17 protein-coding genes are annotated in these 17,632 nt (G+C 72.1%); 8 read left to right on the forward strand and 9 right to left on the reverse strand.

What is annotated here, in order from left to right:
- Positions 1–321: 321 nt before the first annotated feature.
- From QUG92_RS13960 to QUG92_RS13995, 8 genes are all read right to left on the reverse strand, one after another.
- Positions 322–2,733, reverse strand: coding sequence for a glycoside hydrolase family 31 protein (locus QUG92_RS13960; protein WP_289459502.1), 2,412 nt, complete (start codon positions 2,731–2,733; stop codon positions 322–324).
- 55 nt (positions 2,734–2,788) lie between these two features.
- The gene (locus tag QUG92_RS13965; protein WP_289459504.1) at positions 2,789–3,685 is read right to left on the reverse strand and encodes a carbohydrate ABC transporter permease; all 897 of its coding nucleotides are present in this window, start codon (positions 3,683–3,685) and stop codon (positions 2,789–2,791) included.
- The gene (locus QUG92_RS13970) at positions 3,682–4,647 is read right to left on the reverse strand and encodes a carbohydrate ABC transporter permease (RefSeq protein WP_289459505.1); all 966 of its coding nucleotides are present in this window, start codon (positions 4,645–4,647) and stop codon (positions 3,682–3,684) included. The genes QUG92_RS13965 and QUG92_RS13970 overlap by 4 nt, the downstream gene beginning before the upstream one ends.
- Before the next feature lie 44 nt (positions 4,648–4,691).
- The gene (locus tag QUG92_RS13975) at positions 4,692–6,002 is read right to left on the reverse strand and encodes an ABC transporter substrate-binding protein (RefSeq protein WP_289459507.1); all 1,311 of its coding nucleotides are present in this window, start codon (positions 6,000–6,002) and stop codon (positions 4,692–4,694) included.
- Positions 6,003–6,102: 100 nt separating this feature from the next.
- Positions 6,103–6,915, reverse strand: coding sequence for a fructosamine kinase family protein (locus QUG92_RS13980; RefSeq protein WP_289459509.1), 813 nt, complete (start codon positions 6,913–6,915; stop codon positions 6,103–6,105).
- A gap of 33 nt (positions 6,916–6,948) precedes the next feature.
- Positions 6,949–7,641 (reverse strand): response regulator transcription factor, encoded by a 693-nt coding sequence (locus QUG92_RS13985; RefSeq protein ID WP_289459511.1) that lies wholly within the window; start codon positions 7,639–7,641, stop codon positions 6,949–6,951.
- Positions 7,629–8,837 (reverse strand): sensor histidine kinase, encoded by a 1,209-nt coding sequence (locus QUG92_RS13990; protein WP_289459513.1) that lies wholly within the window; start codon positions 8,835–8,837, stop codon positions 7,629–7,631. Before QUG92_RS13990 ends, QUG92_RS13985 begins: the two co-directional genes overlap by 13 nt.
- Positions 8,838–8,906: 69 nt before the next feature.
- Positions 8,907–9,755, reverse strand: a complete 849-nt coding sequence (locus QUG92_RS13995) for a LysR family transcriptional regulator (protein ID WP_069713570.1) — start codon at positions 9,753–9,755, stop codon at positions 8,907–8,909.
- 71 nt (positions 9,756–9,826) lie between these two features.
- Between QUG92_RS13995 and QUG92_RS14000 the strand changes: the two genes are divergently transcribed.
- Positions 9,827–10,735, forward strand: a complete 909-nt coding sequence (locus tag QUG92_RS14000) for a DMT family transporter (protein ID WP_289459516.1) — start codon at positions 9,827–9,829, stop codon at positions 10,733–10,735.
- 306 nt (positions 10,736–11,041) lie between these two features.
- Complete coding sequence (locus QUG92_RS14005) at positions 11,042–11,521, forward strand: GNAT family N-acetyltransferase (RefSeq protein ID WP_289459517.1); 480 nt, start codon at positions 11,042–11,044, stop codon at positions 11,519–11,521.
- A 28-nt stretch (positions 11,522–11,549) separates the two neighbouring features.
- On the opposite strand, the gene QUG92_RS14010 is transcribed toward QUG92_RS14005, so the two are convergent.
- Positions 11,550–12,287 carry a GntR family transcriptional regulator gene (locus QUG92_RS14010; RefSeq protein ID WP_182047098.1) on the reverse strand — a complete coding sequence of 246 codons (738 nt, stop codon included), beginning with the start codon at positions 12,285–12,287 and terminating at the stop codon, positions 11,550–11,552.
- A gap of 141 nt (positions 12,288–12,428) precedes the next feature.
- Between QUG92_RS14010 and QUG92_RS14015 the strand changes: the two genes are divergently transcribed.
- The 6 genes from QUG92_RS14015 to fdhA all read left to right on the forward strand — a co-directional run bounded on the left by QUG92_RS14015 (position 12,429) and on the right by fdhA (position 17,571).
- Positions 12,429–13,307, forward strand: a complete 879-nt coding sequence (locus QUG92_RS14015) for a class II fructose-bisphosphate aldolase (RefSeq protein ID WP_209685739.1) — start codon at positions 12,429–12,431, stop codon at positions 13,305–13,307.
- Positions 13,304–14,092 (forward strand): HAD-IA family hydrolase, encoded by a 789-nt coding sequence (locus tag QUG92_RS14020; RefSeq protein WP_182047100.1) that lies wholly within the window; start codon positions 13,304–13,306, stop codon positions 14,090–14,092. The genes QUG92_RS14015 and QUG92_RS14020 overlap by 4 nt, the downstream gene beginning before the upstream one ends.
- Complete coding sequence (gene dhaL, locus QUG92_RS14025) at positions 14,089–14,718, forward strand: dihydroxyacetone kinase subunit DhaL (protein ID WP_209685735.1); 630 nt, start codon at positions 14,089–14,091, stop codon at positions 14,716–14,718. The genes QUG92_RS14020 and dhaL overlap by 4 nt, the downstream gene beginning before the upstream one ends.
- Positions 14,719–14,809: 91 nt before the next feature.
- Entirely contained in the window at positions 14,810–15,805 is a 996-nt protein-coding gene (dhaK, locus tag QUG92_RS14030; RefSeq protein ID WP_289459521.1) for a dihydroxyacetone kinase subunit DhaK, read from the forward strand.
- A gap of 16 nt (positions 15,806–15,821) precedes the next feature.
- Positions 15,822–16,241, forward strand: coding sequence for a GlcG/HbpS family heme-binding protein (locus QUG92_RS14035; protein WP_289459522.1), 420 nt, complete (start codon positions 15,822–15,824; stop codon positions 16,239–16,241).
- Between the two features lie 109 nt (positions 16,242–16,350).
- Positions 16,351–17,571 (forward strand): formaldehyde dehydrogenase, glutathione-independent, encoded by a 1,221-nt coding sequence (fdhA, locus tag QUG92_RS14040; protein WP_182047103.1) that lies wholly within the window; start codon positions 16,351–16,353, stop codon positions 17,569–17,571.
- Positions 17,572–17,632 lie beyond the last annotated feature (61 nt).

Raw genomic sequence — 17,632 nt, forward strand, 5'->3', positions numbered from 1 at the left:
TGCGGGCCGCGACCGGCGGTCGGGCTCTCTAACGGGCGGACGGGGTGCCGGCCGGGGCGGCTGCCGGGCGGGACGGGCTGCCGGCCGGGGCGGCTGCCGGGCGGGGCGGCTGCCGGGCGGGACGGGCTGCCGGCTCGGTCTGCGACGTTCCGCGTGTCGATCGACGCGCGGCATGTCGCTCGGTGCGCACGCACCCGGTGCGCGTGCATGGTGCGACATCGCACGTGTCGATCGACGCGTGCGATGTCGCACGGCGTGCCGCCGCCGCGGGACCGCAGCACGTGCCGCCGCCGCCGGACCGCAGCCGCGCAGCAGCCGCCGTCACCGCTCCCCGGGGTGCACGCTCCCGAGCAGCTCGACCAGGGCGCTCCGCAGCGACCCGGGCAGCCCGACGGTCTCGAGCTCGGCGATCCGGTCGGCGCGGGGTGCGTCGCGGTCGACGACCTCCCACGCGGTGAGCTTCTCCGCGTTGCCCGCCTGGGCACCCTCGAGGAGCTCCCGTGCGGCGTCGCGGGCGTCCACACCGATCGCGGGCGCCCCCGCGAGGGTCAGGACCGCGCCGGCGTCCGTCGCGACGTCCAGGTCGACCGAGAACCGGTCGGCCGACACCGCGTCGACCTCCTGCCCGGCCGCGGGCGCCCCGAGGAACGTGACGCGCCACCGACGCCGGGCCGGCACGCTGCCGAGGTCGCCCTCGGCCGGGTCGATCCGGAACACGGCGGCGTCGTGGTCCCAGGTGAGCGTGGTCCGGCACACGCCGCCGTCCGGCTCCGTACCGGTGCCGGTCCCGGTCCCGGTGCCGGTGCTGGTGCCGGTCTGCTCCTCCCGGTCCTCCACGAGCGTGAACGTGCCCGGGGCACCCGGGGCGACGAGCACCTCGAGCGCGGCGGGGTTCACCGTCGCGTCCGACTCGTCCGGCGCCGCGAGCGGCAGGATCCCGCCCGCACGCAGCAGCACGGGGATCGTGCCGAGCCCGCGGTGCAGGTCGACGAACCGGTCGCCCGCGTACGTCGTGCCCGTGAAGACGTCCGTCCACGTGCCCGGCGGCAGCCAGGCCCGCGCCCGGCCCCGCAGCGTCACCGGGTCGCGCGGTTCGACGATCGGGGCCACGAGCAGCTCCGACCCGAAGGCGTACTCGTTCGGCACCCGGTACGCCTCGTCGCGGTGCGGCTCGAGGTGGTACACCGGCCGGACGAGTGCGGTGCTCGCGGCCGCTCGGTGGTTCATGGTGTGCAGGTACGGCACGAGCCGGTGGCGGAAGCGCAGGGCCTCGCCCATCGCGGCCCGGGGCTCGGCCGGGAACAGCCACGGCTCCTTGCGGATGAACGGGTTGTTCGCGGAGTGCAGCCGCATGATCGGCGAGAAGACCCCGAACTGCACCCAGCGGGTGGCGAGCTCGTCGTCGCGCACTCCGCGGGTGTGGCCGCCGATGTCGTGGCTCCACCAGGGGTACCCGACGTTCGCGGCGGTCGCGGTGAACTCGGGTTGGAACGCGAGGGAGGCCCACGAGACGACGGCGTCCCCGGAGAACCCGACCGCGTACCGGTGGCTGCCAGGACCCGCGTACCGCGAGAAGGTCATGCCGGCCCCGCCGTCGCGCGCCGAGTCGAGCAGGTGGAAGTGGTTGAGCACCCAGAGCGGGTCGACACCGGGCATGCCGGAGGTGCGGCCCTGCTGCCAGTCGATCCACCAGAAGTCGACGCCCTGCTCCTCGAGCGGCCGGTGCAGGTGCTCGAAGTACGCGCGGAGGAAGACCGGGTCGGTGGGGTCGAACGCGACCGTCTGCTCGGTGTCGGGGTCGATCCCGGTCGCGGCCGCCATCGCCGGGTAGGCGTCCTCGAAGGCCCGCACGCCGTCGGCCGGGTGCAGGTTGAGCGTGGTCCGCATGCCGCGTCGGTGCAGCTCGGCCAGGAACGCGGGCGGGTCGGGGAAGAGCGACGGCTCCCACGAGTACCCGGTCCAGCCGTTGCCGAAGCGCGGCGGCACGGAGTCGACGCGGTGCCAGTCCATGTCGACGACCGCGACCGAGAAGGGCAGGCGTTCCTCGGCAAACCGGTCGAGCAGCGCCGTGTACGACTCGTCCGAGTACGGGTGGTAGCGGCTCCACCAGTTCCCGAGCGCCCACCGGGGCAGGCGCGTCGGTGGTCCCGACACCGCGTGGAACGCGCGGAGGGCCTCGTCGTAGTCGCGGCCGTACGCGAACACCTGCACGTCGCGGCGACCCGGCACGCGGCTACCGACCCACCCGTCGTCCTCGAACAGGAACGAGTCGCTGTCGTCGAGCGCGACGATCCCGTCGCGCGCCAGGACGCCGGACTCGAGCGGCATCCGCCCGTCCACGTCGTCGAGCGTCCTGCCGGTGCCGCCGAGGTCGCGGGGCTCCTGGCCCCAGCGCCACCGGTTCGCGTCCGCTCCCGAGGTCTCGACCACCAGCCCGGTCGCCGAGAACGGCCGGCCGTCGTACCGGAGGGTGGCCCGGTCCGTGGTCACCTCGACCCCGTCGCCCCGCCGCACGACGGTGTACTCGGGCACCGGCAGGCGCCGTCGTACCGCGAAGGTCGAGGCGCGGTCCTCGAAACCGCCGTCGTCGCTCCACTCGATGCGGAAGAGCCCGTCGCACAGCACGGTGATCCGCCAGTGGTCGCCCTGCACGACGGCGTCGCCGTCGGCGACCGGGTCGGAGCCCGGGAAGGGGCGGATGGTGGGCAGGGGGCCGTCGGTGGGGGAGTGCACGTCGGTTCGGTCCTGTCTCGGCCGTTCCGGCCGGTGTCGGTACGGGAGGCTCGGGTCAGCTCTTGACGGCACCCTGCGTCACGCCGCTGATCACCCAGCGCTGCGCGAACAGGTAGACGACGATCGTCGGAGCCATCGCCATGAGGTACGAGGCGAACGCCACGTTGTAGTTCGTGCCGAACTGGCTCTGGAAGATGTTCTGCACGACGGGCAGCGTCTGCAGCCCGGGGTCCGCGGTGATGAGCGACGGCATCATGAAGTCGTTCCACGAGGCGAGGAACGCGAAGATGCCGACGGTTGCGTTCATCGGGCCGAGCAACGGCAGGATGACGCGCCAGAAGATCTGCCACGTCGAGGCACCGTCGATGCGTGCGCTCTCCTCGAGCTCGACCGGGATCGAGCGCAGGAACGCCGAGTAGAGCAGCACGCTGAACGACAGTTGGAACATGGCGTGCAGGATCGCGACGCCGACCGGGCTGTCGAGCGAGATCATCGCGGTGAGCTTGATCTGCGGCAGGGCCACCACCGGGAACGGCAGGAACATCGCCGCGAGCAGGTAGACGAAGGACCAGCGGAAGAAGCGGCGGTGCCAGTTCCGCACGATCGCGTACGAGGCGAGCGAGCTGAGGAGCAGCGTCGCGACGACGGTGAGGGCGGCGACGCCGAGCGAGACCGAGAACGACACCGGGAAGCGGGTGAGCGTCCACGCCTCGGCGAAGCTGGCGGGGTTGAACGGGAACGGCAGGGACAGCGCGTTGCCGTCGACGGCCTGGGCGCTCGTCTTGAACGCCATGGCGACGGTGACGTAGAGCGGGACCAGGACGGTGAGGGACGCGATCGCCAGGACGATCGTCAGCGGGACGTCGACGCGACCGAGCCGGCGTCGGCGGGGCTGGTCGGGCGTGGTGCGTGCGGCGGCGGTCGCGGGGGACCGGGTGTCGATGGCGCTCATGCGAGTCGGAGGTTCCTTCCGCGGGTCACTGCGAGCTGCAGGACCGAGATGAGGACGGTGATGACGAAGAAGACGGTCGCGTTGGCCATCTGGTAGGCGTAGTCGCCGCTCGTGAAGCCCGTGAAGATGGTCATCGCGACGCTGCTCGTCGCCGAGCCCGGTCCGCCGTTCGTCAATCCGACGATCACGTCGTAGGCGCCGAGGTAGCCCTTCACGCCGAGCACCGTGTTGATGACGATGAAGCCGCCGATCAGGGGCAGCGTGATCGACCGGAGCTGCTTCCACGCGCCGGCGCCGTCGAGCGAGCTCGCCTCGTAGACGTCCGTCGGGATGGAGGTCAGCCCCGCCGTGTAGACGAGCAGGGCACCCGGGATCGTCTGCCAGGCCGAGACGATGACGATCGCGAGCCAGGCGAGGTCCGGGTCGCCGAGGATGCTCTGCTCCAGCGGGCCGAAGCCGACCGCGGTCGCCAGGGCCGGCAGGGTGTTCGAGAACAGGAAGTTGAAGACGTAGGCGACGATGATGCCGGAGACGACCATCGGGATGACGAACACGGCGCGGAGCCCGCTCGCGAACCGCACACGCTTCGCCAGCGCGATGGCCAGTGCCAGGGCGATCACCTGCGTGACGATCACCGTCACCACGGCGAAGCCGAGGGTGAAGCCGTACGAGCCGAGGATCGCCGGGTCGGACACGAGCGCCCGGTAGTTCTCGAGCCCGAGGAAGTGCCACTGCCCGAAGCCGAGGTAGTCGGTGAAGCTGTAGAAGACGCCGACGCACGCGGGGGCGACGACGAACGCCGTGAACAGCACGAGGGCGGGCACGAGGAAGAGGTAGTAGACGCCCTCGGTGCGGCGCAGCGAGCCGACGCGTCGGTGCACGCGGGACGCGACGGTCGCGGGTCCGGGGCGGGGTCCACCGGTGTCCGGTGTGCCGGGGGTCAGCGGGGTCTGGACGGTCATGAGCGCTCCTGGGGTCCTGGTCGGCGGTGCCGGGGTCGCGGCGGTCAGACCGTCGCCGAGCGGCCGGCGAGGCGTCGCCAGTCGGTGTCGAGCCGCCGCAGCATCGACTCGAAGTCGCCGCTGCGGATCGCCGTCTGCAGGTAGTTGCCGAGGGGGATGGAGGTGGGGATGAAGGTGCCGGCGCCCTGGTAGAAGTCGCCGCTGTCGACGTACTGCTGCAGGCCGGCCACGCGCTCGTCGGTCTGGGGAGCCGCGTCCTCGGTCGTCGCGAACGCGAGGTTGTCGAGGTTGTAGGCGTTGATGACGTCGGGCTGCATGAGGAACTCGACGAGCTCCCGGGCCTCGTCGAGGTGTGTCGTGGTCGTGGGGATCCAGAGCCCGAGGTCGATGTTGACGCGGGCCTGCCGGTCGTCGGGGTGGTCGGACACGGGGAGCGCGAAGGTCCCGACGGGCAGGTCGGGGTCGACGAGTGCGATCTGGCTGAGCGCCCACGGCCCCTGCAGGTACATCGCGACCTTGCCCTGTCCGAACGCCAGGTTGCCGTCGGCGTAGGAGCGGGTCGCGTGGTCCGGGTTGAAGAACGTCGAGATCGTCTTCGCCCGCTCCATCGGCACGGCGAAGTCGCGCTCGAAGGAGACCTCGGCGTCGGGTCCGACGTCCGTGCCGAGCGCCTTCATCTTGCGGAAGAACGTCCCGGTGTCGACCAGGCTCCCCACGGAGTAGTCGAACAGGCCCTGCCACAGCGTCCAGGTGTCGCGGTCGGTCGCGTACACGGGGGTGACGTCCGTCTTCGAGAGTGCCGTGCAGACGTCGACGAACTCGCTCCAGGTCGTCGGGACCGGGAGGTCCTGCTCGGCGAAGATCCGCTTGTTGTAGATGACGCCGGCGGCGGCGAGCGAGAAGGGCAGGACGCTGGTGCGGTCCTCGAAGGTGGCGTACTGGTTCGTCAGGCCGTCGATGCTCTTCCGGACCCTGCCCGCCGACGGCAGGTCGCCGAGGTCGCGGAGCACGCCGCGCTCGATGTAGCGGGCGAGCTCGAGGTTGTCGTTGAAGCAGCCGACGTCCGCCGGTTCGCCGCGGACGAACTGCGGCGCGATGGCGGTCGTGCTGTCGTGGACGACCCGCAGGCCACGGTGCTCCCGCTCGAACCGCCGGAGGAGGTCGTCGAAGTAGGCGATGACCTCCTGCTTCTGCTCGTAGAAGCGCAGCGTCGTCCCGCCCGCCGCCGCGGTGCCCGAGGACGGCGCCGAACAGCCGGTGAGCGCCAGCGCGCCGAGGCCGATCCCGCCCGCGGCGCCCGTGAGGAACCCGCGGCGGCTGAGCGCCGCACGTGCCGTCGTCCTGCTGGTGACCATCGTTGCTCCCTCTCGCGCTCCGTCGCGCTCGCTCTGTTTTACAGCGCTGTAAACGCAAAGTCAACGAAACGACGAGCAGTGCTCACCCGCACGAGGGCCCTCAGGCGTAGCGGCGTGCGGCGCGCAGTGCGTGCTCGGTGTACGAGCCGCCGAACAGGAACACGTGCAGCAGCAGCGGCGCGAGCTGGTGGAGCTCGACGCGCTCCTGCCAGCCGTCCGCCAACCGCGACTCGGCGTCGTACCCGGCGAGCACCGTCTCGAGCCGGGGGAGCCCGAACAGTGCCAGCAGCGCGAGGTCGGTCTCGGCGTGCCCGCCGTGCGGCGTCGCGTCGATGAGCACGGCGCCGGTCGGCTCCGAGGCGTCCGTCGGCCACAGCACGTTCCCCGCCCAGAGGTCGCCGTGGATCCGCGCCGGTGCGTCACCGACGAGCGCGGGCTGCGGCGAGCCGAGGGTGCCGTCCTCGAGTCGGTCGGCCACGCGGTCGAACACCGCGGCCTCGGCGGCGTCGAAGCCACCGCGGTCGACGATGCGCTGCACGAAGTCCCGGATGCGGTACTCGGCGAAGAAGGCGCCCCAGGTCGCCGGTGCGTCGGCGGCGCTCGTGAACGGCGTCCGCGAGCGGCCCATCCGCAGGCCCCCGCGCGTCGGGAACCCGGGCGACGGCGCACCCCAGTGGGCGGCACCGGCCGCGTGGGTCCGTGCGAGCGACCGTCCGAAGCGCTCGGCCTGGGCCCTCGTCGGGCTGCCGTCCTGGATGCGCTCGAGGTGGAGCACGGTCGGCTCCGGGTGGTCGAGGACGCGGGCGATCCGGGTGCCGCCGGTCTCCTCGGCCTCGGCGAGCCAGGCCAGTCCGGCGGCCTCGGCGGTCGCCTCGTCGGGGTCGCGGAACGTCTTCACGTGGATCTCGGGCACGTGCCCATCCTGCCGACGGCGCTCGTCGGGCGTTCAGGCTCCCCGGCCGGCGGCGTGCACGACCAGGGCGAGCTGCACCCGGTTGTCGACGCCGAACTTCTCGTACACGTGCCCGACGTGCGTCTTCACGGTCGCCAGGGTCACGAACAGGTCGGCGGCGATCTGTGCGTTCGAGGCGCCGGCGGCCACGGCGAGCGCGACCTCGGTCTCCCGTTCGGTCAGGGTCGCCAGGAGTCGCCGTTCGTGCGCACCGTCGGTCGGGGTCGCACCGGCGCCCGGCCCGGAGCCGTTCCCGGCGGCGACCGCGATCACCCGGTCGAGCACGGACGGCGACAGGATCGACCGGCCGGCGGCCACGGCCCGGACCGCCTCGACGAGCTCGTGCGGTGGCGTGTCCTTGAGCAGGAACCCGCGGGCTCCCCGGTGCAGGGCGCCGAGCACCAGCTCGTCGTCCTGGAACGTGGTCAGCACCAGCACGGCGAGCTCCGGACGCTTCCGGAGTTCCCGCTCGGTCGCGACCAGGCCGTCGCACCGGGGCATGCGGATGTCCATCAGCACGACGCCCGGTGCCGCCGCGGCGATGACGTCCTCGGCCTCCAGCCCGTCGCCGGCCTCGCCCACGACCTCGATGCCGTCGCCCCCGCTCAGGAGCAGTCGGAGACCGGCCCGGACGAGGTGGTCGTCGTCGACCAGGACGACGCGCACGGGCGCGGTCACGCCGTCCACGGGAGCACCGCCTCGACGACGTGCGTGCCGGATGCGTCGCGACCGGCGGAGAAGGACCCGCCGAGGAGCCTCGCCCGCTCGGCCAGCCCGCGCAGGCCGTGCCCCGCCGGAGCCGCGCCGGGCGTCGCCGTGTCCTGCTCGGCACGGTGCGCCGTCGGGTTCGTCACCCGGACCCGGAGCGCCGGCCCGCGCACGACGTCCACCGCGACGGTGACCGGCTGCCCGGCCGCGTGCCGCCGGGCGTTGGTCAGGCCCTCCTGCACGACCCGGTACGCGTGCCGGCCGACGGCGTCCGGTGCGTCGGCGCTCGCCGGGTCCGTCGTCCCCGTGACGTCGGCGCCCGAGCGGCGCGCTTCGTCGAGCAGGGCCGGCAGGTCCCGCAGCGTCGGCTGCGGGGGTGCGGTGCCCGTCGTCGCGTCGGCCGGGTCACGCAGGACACCGAGCACGTCGCGGAGCTCGGTCAGCGCAGAGTGCGCCTCGGCACGGACCACGCCGGCGGCCTCGACGGTCTCCTCGGGGGAGAGCGAGCGACCGCGGTACTCGAGCGCCCCGGCGTGCAGGGCGACGAGGGAGAGCCGGTGCCCGAGCACGTCGTGCATCTCCCGCGCGAGGTGTGCGCGCTCCTGCTCGCGGGCCCGGTCCTCGCGGAGCTGCTGGTCCCGCTCGAGCAGGGCGGCACGTTCGCGCAGCCCGTCGAGCAGGGCCCGCCGCTGCCCGATGGCGATGCCGATCGCGACGAGCAGCGCGGTGCACACGACGGCCGCGATCGCGACCTGCCAGAGCGGGGTCGGCTCCTGGTCGGGGAACAGGTCCTCGCCGGCCGTCGACGCGGCGACGAGCGCGGCGCTGCCGACCGCGATCTCCAGCGGCCGACGACGGGTGACGAGCGACACGAGGGCCAGCGCGGCCGCACCGACCGCGAGCGTCGAGACGGTGCTGGCGGCGACGACGAGCACGCCGACGAGGAGCGGTGCGCGGTGACGGAACGGTACGAGGACGACGGCGACGACCCCGACGGCGAAGTCGACGAGCAGATGGGCGCCGAGGCGGCTGTCGCTGATCGTGTCGACTTCCGTCGTCGACCAGACCGTGGCGAACAGGAACAGCCCGACGAGCACGACGACCACGAGCCGCCACGTCTCGGCCCAGACGCGGCGCGCGACGGGCACGGGCGGACGGATCACGGTCGTCGTCATGCCCTCGAGCCTAGGAACACCGGGGCCGGCGCGGATCGTCCGAAGGTCGGAGAAGCGGGGGGTGGGCCGTCAGACCGCGTCGACCAGTGCCTGCGCCAACGGGTGCCACGGACGCGACGCCGGTCCGCTGAGCACCAGCGTCCGCACGTACCGCGGCTCGACGGGCAGCATGACGAGGTCGTCCGGCAGCATCACGCGCCCGAGCGACGGCACGATGGACACCCCCTCGCCGCGCTGGATCATGCCGAACATCGTGCTCATCTCCCGGACCCGGTGCGCCCACCGGAACGGCTGCCCGGCGAGCTCGTGCATCCGCTCGATCTGGTGCTCGCAGCCACCGCCGCCTGCGACCAGGCCGTCCTCGTGCAGGTCGTCCAGGCTCATCGACGCCGTCCCCGCGAGCGGGTGGTCCCGCCGGACGACCGCGCCCATCTCGTCGCGGGCCACCACGACGCCGCCGTCGGGGACCGGGGACGGGTCGACGAGCACCGCCGCGTCCACGGTCCCGGCCTCGAGCCACTCGGCCATCTCGTCGTCGTCGCCCTCGTAGACCTGCACGTCGACGTCGGGCAGCGTCACCGCCCACAGCTCGCGGAGCCGCGGCAGCAGGCCCTGGCAGACCGTGGGGACGGCGGCGAGGCGCACGGTGCCGCGCGCCGTGGCGGGCCGCACCACGGCCTCCAGGGCGTCGACGGAGGCGACCACGCTGCGGGCGTGCGCCAGCATGCGTTCGCCGAGCGGGGTGACGACCGCCGCGCCGCCGCGCCGGACGACGGGTCCGCCGACCTCGCGCTCCAGCCCCGCGACGGCGTGCGAGACGGCGGACTGACCGACACCGAGCGCTGCTGCGGCGCCGGTGAACGAGCCGGCGTCCACCGTGGCGACGAACGCGCGGAGCTGTGGGACGGAGAGGGTCATGCGTCTCCTTCATGGGGTCATGCGGGTCATTCGTTCGACACATGGGCCGGCGGTGGTCGATGCTAGCGCTCGTGAACGCCCTCCTCTACGTCCTGGTCGCCCTCACCTGGGGTTCGAGCTTCTTCTTCGCGAAGATCGGGCTCGAGGGGCTCGCCCCGCAGCAGGTGGCCACCGTCCGCACGGTCCTCGGAGCCCTCACGCTCGTCGTGGTGCTGCTCGCGACCCGTCGACGGTGGCCGCGCGAGCGGCGGGTCTGGGGACACCTGTTCGTCGTCGCGGTGTTCCTCAACGCCGTCCCGTCCTCGCTCATGGCGTGGGCCGAGCAGACCGTGCCGTCGGGCCTGGCGAGCATCTACAACGCCACGACGCCGATCATGACGCTCCTCGCGCTCGCGGTGCTGGTGCCGTCGGAACGGCTCAGCCGCCGCCAGCTCGGCGGCGTCGTGCTGGGGATCGTGGGTGTCCTCGTGCTCGTCGGTCCGTGGGACCTGGTCGGCGACCCCGCCGTGCTCGCCACCGTCCCCGGCCAGGTCGCACTGCTCGGCATGACCGCGTCCTACGGCATCGGGCTGGCGTGGCTCCGGCGCTTCGGCGTCGGCAGCGGGCAGGACCCGACGACGGTCGCGACGGTGCAGCTCACCCTGGCGGCGCTGCTCATGCTGCTGGTCGCGCCGGTCATCGCGACCGGGCCGGTGGACCTGGACTGGAGGATCGTGGCCGCGATGGTGGCGCTCGGTGCGGTGGGCACGGGACTGGCCTACGCGTGGAACACGCGCCTGGTCGGCGCGTGGGGCGCGGGGCGTGCCTCGACCGTGACCTACCTGACGCCGGTGGTCGGGGTGGCGCTCGGGGTCCTCGTGCTCGGGGAGCCGCTGCGGTGGAACGAGCCCGTGGGTGGGCTGGTGGTGCTGCTCGGGATCGCGTTGGCGTCCGGGGTGCTGCGCGGGCGGCGCGGCCTGCGGGCTGCGGCTGCAGCCTGACTTCCCGTTCCGCTCGGGTGGGGCTGCGATCGGGACTGCTGCGTGCGGCCCGCCCGAGCGCGGCCCGCGGCGTGGGCTGGGGCGGGATGGACTCACTCTGCCGCGCTGGCCCATCGCTGCCCGTTCTTTCCCAGAGCGGCTGCGGTGGAAGGCGGAATCGGGCGTTCCTGGCGGGAACGGAAGCCGAGGTACGCCTGGATCGACCAGTTGTGCACGAGTTGACCAGGTACGCCCGGAACGGTCAAGTACGCCCGGAACGGCGATGTACGCCCGCACGGACCGGGTACCCAGCACTACGCTCGCCCCGTGCTGACGATCGAGACCGTGCATCCCGACGAGCCCGTCGCCGAGAGCATCCTCCGCCGGTACACCACCGAGGTCGCCTCCCGGTGGTACGGACGGCCCGCGACCGAGGACGAGGTCGACCAGGCCCTCCGCGACGAGCCGTCCGACGACCTGACGGGCACGACCGGTGTGCTCCTGGTCGCACTCGACGACGACGGCGAGCCGGTCGGGTGTGCCGGTGCGCGCTTCCTCGGGGACGTCGCAGAACTGACCAAGGTGTTCACCCGCGGCGAGGCCCGGGGACGGGGCGTCGGCAGGCAGCTGGTCTCGGCCGTGGAGCGGGCGTGCGCGGAACTGGGCATCGAGGTGGTCCGTCTCGACACCCGCGGGGAGCTCGCCGAGGCGTGTGCCCTCTACGAGCGGCTCGGCTACCGGCGGGTCGGACCCTTCAACGCCGAGCCGTACTCCGACCGCTGGTACGCGAAGCAGGTGGACCGGTAGCGCTCGCGGGCGCTGCGGAGTGGTCGGGTCAGGGGCGCGTGTAGTCGAACTGCAGGCGCATCCGGTCGCCGCGGAAGACGATCGTCGAGTACTCGAAGGTCGTGCCGACGCGGTCCGAGATCACGTCGGTGAGCTGCAGTGCGGGGTCGCCGCGGCGCAGTCCCAGGAGCGTCGCATCCGCGTCGGCGACCGCGACGGCCTCGAGCCCCTCGGCGACGTCGTGCATCGCGAGGTCGAAGGCGTCCTCGAGGACCACGCAGAGCTGCTCGCCGACCACGTCGAGCGTGTCGAGCGTCGGCGCGAGGGTGGCTGGCACGAACGACCGGTGCACGCTCAGCGGCTTGCCGTCGACCGAGCGCAGGCGGACGATCGCGAACACGTCGTCGTCGCGGCCGAGCCCCAGACGGTCGCGCACGCGGGTCGGCGCCGGGCCCCGGTCGATCGACACGAGGTCGGTGCTGATGTCGTACCCGAGGACCTCGAGCTGCTCGCGGATGCCGCGGTACGCGGGGGACACCGCGTTGATCTTCTCCGGCGCGACGAACGTCCCCTTGCCCGGGACCCGTGTGAGCAGGCCGTCGGTGGTGAGCTTGGTGAGCACCCCCCGCACCGTCATCCGGCTGGTGCCGTAGTACCGGTTCAACTCGTTCTCGGACGGGATCCGCTGGCTCGGTGCCCACTCGCCGCCGGTGATCTTCGCGGTGAAGATGTCCTCGAGCTGCTGGTAGATGGGCACGGCGGAATCGCGGTCCACCTCGTCGAGCACGGTCCACCTCGTTCCCTGCGCGGATGCACATCCGGTAGCCGCTCATGATACTTGTCGAGTCCGGTATAGACAGGTACAGTCCGAGCAGTCGTCGACGGAGACGACATCCCACGACGCAACGACGCAAGTGAGGACCCAGGCATGGACGTGTCCACCAGGACGTTGACCAGGACCGCACGGGACGGCGGGTACGCGGTACCGGCCGTGAACGTGTTCGACGAACTGAGCATGCGGGCGGTGGTCGCCGCGGCGGTCCGCACGAGCGCTCCGCTGATCGTGCAGATCTCCGTGAAGACCGTCCGCAGCTCGGGGACCGCCTTCACGACCGACCTCTTCCGAGCGCTCACCCGCGACGTCGCCGTGCCGGTCGCCCTGCACCTCGACCACTGTCCCGACCGGGCGGTGCTCGACGACGTGATCGCCGCCGGGTGGTCGAGCGTCCTGTTCGACGCCTCCGACCGGGGCCTCGACGACGCGGTGCGCGAGACCGGCGAGGTCACGGCGGCCGCACATGCCGCCGGTGTCGACGTGGAGTCGGAGATCGAGAACATCCTCGGTGTCGAGGACGGGGTCGGCAGCGACGAGTCGCGGCACGCGTACTCGGTCGAGCAGCTCGCCGAGGTCGCCGAGCAGACCGGTGCCGACCTCCTGGCGCCCCAGTTGGGGACGAGCCACGGACTGTACAAGGCGGATCCGGTCCTGCTCCCCGAGCGCGCGGCCGAGCTCGCGCGACTGACCGACCGCCCGATCGTCCTGCACGGCGGCACGGGTCTCGGCGAGCAGGACTTCCGGGCGTTCATCGACGCCGGCGTCTCGAAGGTGAACATCTCGACGGCGGTGAAGCACGCCTACATGCGGGCATCGCTCGCCCACCTGGAGCACGCCCGTGACACCGACTCGTGGGACCCCCCGAAGCTCGTCGCCGCGATCGAGTCCGCCGTCACCGACGTCATCGCCGAGCACGTCGCGTGGTTCGGCGCGGACGGCAAGGCCGACGACAGCACGGCGGGTCGGCCGTGACCCGCGCGCTGGTCTTCGACTGCGACGGGGTCCTGGCCGACACGGAGCGCGACGGGCACCTGCCGGCGTTCAACGCGACCTTCGCACACTTCGACCTGCCCGTCCGGTGGAGCGAGGAGGACTACGCCGAGGTGCTGCGCATCGGCGGCGGGAAGGAGCGGCTGGCGTCCCTGCTGACGCCGGAGTTCGTCGACCGTGCCGGGCTCCCCGCCGATCCCGACGGACAGCGCGCGCTCGTCGCCGAGTGGCACGCCGAGAAGACCCGGCGGTACACGGCGATGGTGCGCGACGGCGTGATGCCCGCTCGACCGGGCATCGCCCGGATCGTGCACGAGGCCCACGACGCCGGGTGGCTGCTCGCGGTGGCGTCCACCTCGGCCGAGGCATCCGTCCGCGCCGTCCTCGAGCACGCGGTCGGCGACGACGCCGCGACCTGGTTCCGCGTGTTCGCCGGCGACGTCGTACCGCGCAAGAAGCCGGCACCGGACGTCTACGAGCTGACCGTCCGCGAGCTCGGCGTCGACCCGGCCGACGTGGTCGTCGTCGAGGACAGCGCCAACGGGCTCCGTGCAGCGCTGGGCGCCGGCCTGACCACCGTCGTCACCGTCAGCAGCTACACCGCCGGCGAGGACTTCACCGGTGCCGCGCTCGTCGTCGACCGACTCGGCGACCTGCCCGACACCCCCGCCCACGTCATCGCCGATCCGGCCCACGTCGAACCGGACGGCCAGGTCACGCTCGACACCCTCACCCAGCTCCCGAACCCGACCGGAGGACCACGATGACCACCGCCGCCACCACGCACCTCGAACAGACCGTCCGGCTCATCGCCACCACCTGCGTCGAGAACGAGACGTACTTCAGCGACCTCGACGCGGTGGCCGGCGACGGCGACTTCGGGTACTCGCTCGCCCGTGGGTTCGAGAACGTGCTCGAGGGGTTCGACGGGTACGACCGTTCCGATCCCGGCACCTTCCTCCAGCAGGTCGCGATGACGATGAGCAGCAGGATCGGCGGCACGTCGGGGCCGATCTGGGGGACCGCGTTCCTCCGGGCGGCCGGGGTCGTGAAGGGCCGTGAGGACCTGGGGGCCGACGACGTCGTCGCGATGCTCCGAGCCGCGGTCGAGGGGATCAAGAAGCGCGGCGGGGCCGACCTCGGCGACAAGACCCTCCTCGACGCGATCGTGCCGATGACCGACGCCATCGAGGCCGACGCCGCCGCCGGTGCGGACGGTACGGCGATCGCGCGCCACGCGGCCGAGGTCGCACGGCAGGCCGCCGACGCGACCTCGGCGCTCGAGGCACGCCGCGGCCGGGCCTCGTACACCGGCGAGCGCAGCATCGGCTCGCCCGATCCCGGCGCCGTCGCCGTGGCCGTGCTCGCCGAGCGCGTCGCTGACGACTGGTGACGCCACCGCACGGCCTCCCGCAGGACCCGAGCACCACCACCGCACGACCCTTCGCAGTACCCGACCACCACGATGAAGTGAGGCAACCGCAGTGAAGAAGTTCGTCAACGACCCGAAGCAGTTCGTCCCGGAGATGCTCAAGGGCCTCGCCCTCGCCAACCCGGACACCCTGACCTACGACCCGGAAGCCAACCTGATCGCCCGCGCCGACGCTCCGCGCGACGACAAGGTCTCGATCGTGCAGGGCTCCGGCTCGGGGCACGAGCCCGCGCACGTCATGGTGGTCGGGAAGGGCATGCTCGACGCCGCCTGTCCCGGCGACGTCTTCGCCGCACCGCCCACCGACTACGTCGTCGCCGCCGCTCGCCGGGTGAACAGCCCGAAGGGCGTGCTGCTCCTGGTGAACAACTACACGGGCGACAAGATGGCGTTCGAGATGGCCGAGGAGTTCGCCGACGCCGAGGGCATCAAGGTGAAGACCCTGTTCATCGACGACGACGTCGCCGTGAAGGACTCCACGTACACGATCGGTCGTCGCGGTGTCGCGGGCAACTTCTTCGTCATCAAGGCCGTCGGAGCCGCGTCCGAGGCGGGTGCCGACCTGGACGAGGTCGTCCGCATCGGCCAGAAGGTGAACTCCGTCACCCGGACGATGGGTGTCGCGCTCACTGCCTGCACCCCGCCGGCGAAGGGTTCCCCCCTGTTCGAGCTCGGCGACGACGAGATCGAGGTCGGGGTCGGCATCCACGGGGAGCCCGGGCGGGCACGGCAGAAGATCGTCTCCGCCGACGAGATCGTCGACATCCTCCTCGACCCGATCGTCTCGGACCTGCCGTTCGCGGACGGCGACCGGGTCGCGCTCATGGTGAACGGCCTCGGCGGTACCCCGATCAGCGAGCTCTACCTGCTCTACGGCATCGCCCACGAGAAGCTCGTGGCCCAGGGGATCACCCCCGTCCGCAGCTACGTCGGCGAGTACTGCACCTCGCTCGACATGGCCGGGGCCTCCATCACCCTCGTCAAGCTCGACGACGAGGTCGAGGAACTGCTCGCGGCACCCGCCGAGATCCCGATCCGCACCTTCTGACGCCGGAGACGACACCGTGGCGAACGAGAAGATCCAGGACAGCCTCACCCTCGACGACGCCCGGCGCGTCATCGACGCCGCCGTCGCGAAGGCCGAGGAGATCGGTCAGCCGCAGGACGTCGCCGTCGTGGACGCCGGCGGCAACCTGAAGGCACACGTGCGCATGGACACCGCGAACATCGGCAGCATCCACATCGCGATCAACAAGGCGTACACGTCGATCGCGTTCCAGACGCAGACGAAGGACCTGAACGACATCACCCGTCCCACCGGTGACCTGTTCGGGTTGAGCGACGCCCACGGCGGTCGGCTCGTCGTCTTCGCCGGAGGCATCCCCCTCGTCCGCGACGGCCGCGTCGTCGGCGCGATCGGCGTCTCGACCGGAACCGTCGAGCAGGATCAGGAAGTCGCCGAGGCCGGAGCCGCTGCCTTCTGAGGGGCGGCCCGTCGGTGGGCGCCCCTGTCCGCCGACGGGCCGACCCCTCGCACACACCCGGCGCCCGCACCCGCGGGTGTCACCGCCGCCGACGATCGAGGAGGATCACATGGCGAGCAACCACGCAGTCGCGTACCAGGGACCGGGGAAGGTCGAGGTCATCGAGACCGACTACCCGACCTTCGAACTCAAGGACGGACCCGGCGTCAACCCGGCGAACGTCGGACGCAAGGTCAACCACGGGGCGATCCTGCGCACCGTGGCGACGAACATCTGCGGCAGCGACCAGCACATGGTCCGCGGGCGCACGACGGCACCGACCGACCTCGTGCTCGGGCACGAGATCACCGGCGAGGTCGTCGAGGTCGGGTCCGACGTCGAGTTCATCAAGGTCGGCGACATCGTCTCCGTGCCGTTCAACATCGCCTGTGGTCGCTGTCGCAACTGCAAGGAGCGCAAGACCGGCATCTGCCTCAACGTCAACCCGGACCGCCCGGGCAGCGCCTACGGCTACGTCGACATGGGCGGCTGGGTCGGCGGCCAGGCCGAGTACGTGCTCGTGCCGTACGCCGACTGGAACCTGCTGAAGTTCCCGGACCGCGACCAAGCGCTCGAGAAGATCCTCGACCTCGCGATGCTGTCGGACATCTTCCCGACCGGCTTCCACGGTGCGGTGACCGCCGGCGTCGAGGTCGGTTCGACGGTCTACGTCGCGGGTGCCGGACCGGTCGGTCTCGCCGCCGCCACCGGTGCGATGCTGCTCGGCGCGAGCGTCGTCATCGTCGGTGACATGAACGCCGACCGGCTCGCGCAGGCCCGGACCTTCGGCTGCGAGACCGTCGACCTGACGAAGGGCGACCCGGCCGACCAGATCGACCAGATCCTCGGCGAGCCGCTGGTCGACTGCGGCATCGACGCCGTCGGCTTCGAGGCGAAGGGCCACGGCTCCGGCTCGGGCCACGAGGCCCCGGCGACGGTGCTCAACTCGCTGATGGACGTCACGGCGGCCGGTGGCGCGCTCGGCATCCCCGGGCTCTACGTCACGGGTGACCCGGGCGGCGTCGACGAGGCCGCGCAGAAGGGTGCGCTGTCCCTCAGCCTCGGCACCGGTTGGGCGAAGTCGCTGTCATTCACGACCGGACAGTGCCCGGTGATGAAGTACAACCGGCAGCTCATGATGGCGATCCTGCACGACCGCACGAGCATCGCGAAGAACGTCAACGCGAAGCCCATCGGGCTCGACGAGGCCCCGCGCGGCTACGAGGAGTTCGACAAGGGCGCGGCGACGAAGTACGTCCTGAACCCGAACGGTCTCATCCCCGCGGCCTGACCACCGCAGCACACCGGCCCGCGCCCCGTCGTCTCCGACGCGGCGCGGGCCGTTCCCGTCG

The organism is Curtobacterium citri, from assembly GCF_030362955.1.
Taxonomy (GTDB): domain Bacteria; phylum Actinomycetota; class Actinomycetes; order Actinomycetales; family Microbacteriaceae; genus Curtobacterium; species Curtobacterium citri.